Source organism: Arenibacter sp. F26102, from assembly GCF_023015865.1.
GTDB lineage: Bacteria > Bacteroidota > Bacteroidia > Flavobacteriales > Flavobacteriaceae > Arenibacter.
Map to the genome: position 1 here is coordinate 1 of NZ_JALKBC010000046.1, position 3,207 is coordinate 3,207.

Consider the following 3,207-nt stretch of genomic DNA (forward strand, 5'->3'; position numbering starts at 1 on the left):
TAGGAAATTCTAGAAGTTGGGAAACCTGCCGACTATTGACTGGCATCAGCCGACCTATAGGAAAACGGGGGATTAGCTCAGCTGGCTAGAGCGCCTGCCTTGCACGCAGGAGGTCATCGGTTCGACTCCGATATTCTCCACATTGGCAATACATTGCCGTTATCTTGGCCAAAGGCCGCAAAAGGGACAACGGGGATGGCCAAAAAGTTCATTGACATATTGGGACAGGGTGCGCAACAGATTCAGGTCTTTGCGTACGCTGAAAAAGAAACACGAAAGTAAAGTAAAGTACAAGTATAAAAGAGAGGGCCCTTTGGACGCTGCCGCGGAAGGGGGGGCCGGTAATAGAATAAAAGGTCTGGCGACAAGCTAGATAAGGGCGTATGGGGAATGCCTAGGCTCTCAGAGGCGATGAAGGACGCGATAAGCTGCGAAAAGCTGCGGGGATCGGCACACACGATATGATCCGCAGGTATCCGAATGGGGCAACCCGGCATGTTGAAGACATGTCATGGCGAAAGCCAAGCAAACCCGGTGAACTGAAACATCTAAGTAGCCGGAGGAGGAGAAAACAAAAGTGATTCCGTGAGTAGTGGCGAGCGAAAGCGGATTAGTCCAAACCGATGTTGTTTCGGCAATATCGGGGTTGTAGGACCGCGACATTCGATGTGCGATGAATCAGAACCCTTTGGAAAGAGGGACCGTAGAGGGTGATAGTCCCGTAAGAGCAAAGAACATTATCGATAGCGGTATCCTGAGTAGCGCGGGGCACGTGAAACCCTGTGTGAATCCGGCGGGACCATCCGCCAAGACTAAATACTCCTGAGAGACCGATAGTGAACCAGTACCGTGAGGGAAAGGTGAAAAGAACCCTGAACAAGGGAGTGAAAAAGATCCTGAAACCATACGCCTACAAGCGGTCGGAGCCCCTTTGGGGGTGACGGCGTGCCTTTTGCATAATGAGCCTACGAGTTACTTTTACTGGCAAGGTTAAGCACTTCAGGTGCGGATCCGTAGCGAAAGCGAGTCTGAACAGGGCGCCATAGTCAGTAGTAGTAGACGCGAAACCGTGTGATCTACCCATGGGCAGGTTGAAGCTGTGGTAACACACAGTGGAGGACCGAACCCGTTGACGTTGAAAAGTCTTGGGATGACCTGTGGGTAGGGGTGAAAGGCCAATCAAACTCGGAAATAGCTCGTACTCCCCGAAATGCATTTAGGTGCAGCGTGTAGATAGTTTTATAGAGGTAGAGCTACTGATTGGATGCGGGGGCTTCACCGCCTACCAATTCCTGACAAACTCCGAATGCTATAAAATGTTTCTGCGCAGTGAGGGCATGGGTGCTAAGGTCCATGTCCGAGAGGGAAAGAACCCAGATCACCAGCTAAGGTCCCCAAGTATATACTAAGTTGATATAACGCGGTGGAACTGCATTGACAGCCAGGATGTTGGCTTGGAAGCAGCCATTCATTTAAAGAGTGCGTAACAGCTCACTGGTCGAGCGGTTCCGCATGGATAATAATCGGGCATAAGTATATCACCGAAGCTGTGACTTCTGTACTCGGTACAGAGGGGTAGGGGAGCATTGTAGTGCCGCTGAAGGTGTCCTGTAAGGGGCGCTGGAGGAGCTACAAACGAAAATGTAGGCATAAGTAACGATAATGCGGGCGAGAAACCCGCACGCCGAAAGACCAAGGTTTCCCCAGCTATGCTAATCAGCTGGGGGTCAGTCGGGACCTAACACGAACCCGAAGGGGGTAGTGGATGGACAACAGATTAATATTTCTGTACCTGCTCACAATAAAAGTGACGGGGATGTGGCGTTGGTGCGTACTGACGGAATAGTACGTTGAAGGGAGCGGTGACGCCCCGATAGTACACTNAGGCTCCGGCCAAGGTGATAATCCAGCTTAACATCCTCCGAGAAAACCAAGTGAAGCAGCCCGTACCGCAAACCGACACAGGTGGTTGGGATGAGTATTCTAAGGCGCTCGAGAGATTCATGGCTAAGGAACTAGGCAAAATAGACCCGTAACTTCGGGAGAAGGGTCGCCCCCCTTGTGGGGGGCCGCAGTGAAGAGGTCCAGGCGACTGTTTATCAAAAACACAGGGCTCTGCAAAATCGAGAGATGAAGTATAGGGCCTGACACCTGCCCGGTGCTGGAAGGTTAAGAGGAGATGTCATTCGCAAGGAGAAGCATTGAATTGAAGCCCCAGTAAACGGCGGCCGTAACTATAACGGTCCTAAGGTAGCGAAATTCCTTGTCGGGTAAGTTCCGACCTGCACGAATGGTGCAACGATCTGGACACTGTCTCGGCCATGAGCTCGGTGAAATTGTAGTATCGGTGAAGATGCCGGTTACCCGCAGTGGGACGAAAAGACCCCGTGCACCTTTACTATAGCTTCGTATTGACCTTGGGCAACCAATGTGTAGGATAGCTGGGAGACTTTGAAGCTGCATCGCCAGGTGTGGTGGAGTCATTGTTGAAATACCAGCCTTTGTTTGTCCGGGGCCTAACTCCCTTATGGGAGGACAGTGCGTGGTGGGTAGTTTGACTGGGGTGGTCGCCTCCAAAAGAGTAACGGAGGCTTCTAAAGGTGCCCTCAATACGGTTGGCAATCGTGTGCAGAGTGCAATGGCACAAGGGCGCTTGACTGAGAGACATACAGGTCGATCAGGTACGAAAGTAGAGCATAGTGATCCGGTGGTTCCGCATGGAAGGGCCATCGCTCAAAGGATAAAAGGTACGCCGGGGATAACAGGCTGATCTCCCCCAAGAGCTCATATCGACGGGGGGGTTTGGCACCTCGATGTCGGCTCGTCACATCCTGGGGCTGGAGAAGGTCCCAAGGGTTGGGCTGTTCGCCCATTAAAGTGGCACGCGAGCTGGGTTCAGAACGTCGTGAGACAGTTCGGTCTCTATCTACTGCGGGCGTTAGAAATTTGAGTGGACCTGACCCTAGTACGAGAGGACCGGGTTGGACCGACCGCTGGTGCACCAGTTGTCCCGCCAGGGGCATTGCTGGGTAGCTATGTCGGGATGGGATAAGCGCTGAAAGCATATAAGCGCGAAACCCGCCACAAGATGAGATTTCTTTAAAGGGCCGTGGGAGATGACCACGTCGATAGGCCATAGGTGGAAGGGCAGCAATGTCCGTAGCCGAGTGGTACTAATTGCCCGTTGGCTTGCGCAAACGCCGTCCC

At 52.5% G+C, this 3,207-nt stretch carries 1 tRNA gene and 1 rRNA gene; both read left to right on the forward strand.

Annotated features, from left to right (window positions below):
• Window positions 1-66 precede the first annotated feature (66 nt).
• Window positions 67-140: transfer RNA gene (locus tag MWU78_RS22165), tRNA-Ala, on the forward strand.
• A 221-nt stretch (window positions 141-361) separates the two neighbouring features.
• Window positions 362-3,197, forward strand: a 23S ribosomal RNA gene (locus MWU78_RS22170).
• The last annotated feature ends 10 nt before the right edge of the window (window positions 3,198-3,207 follow it).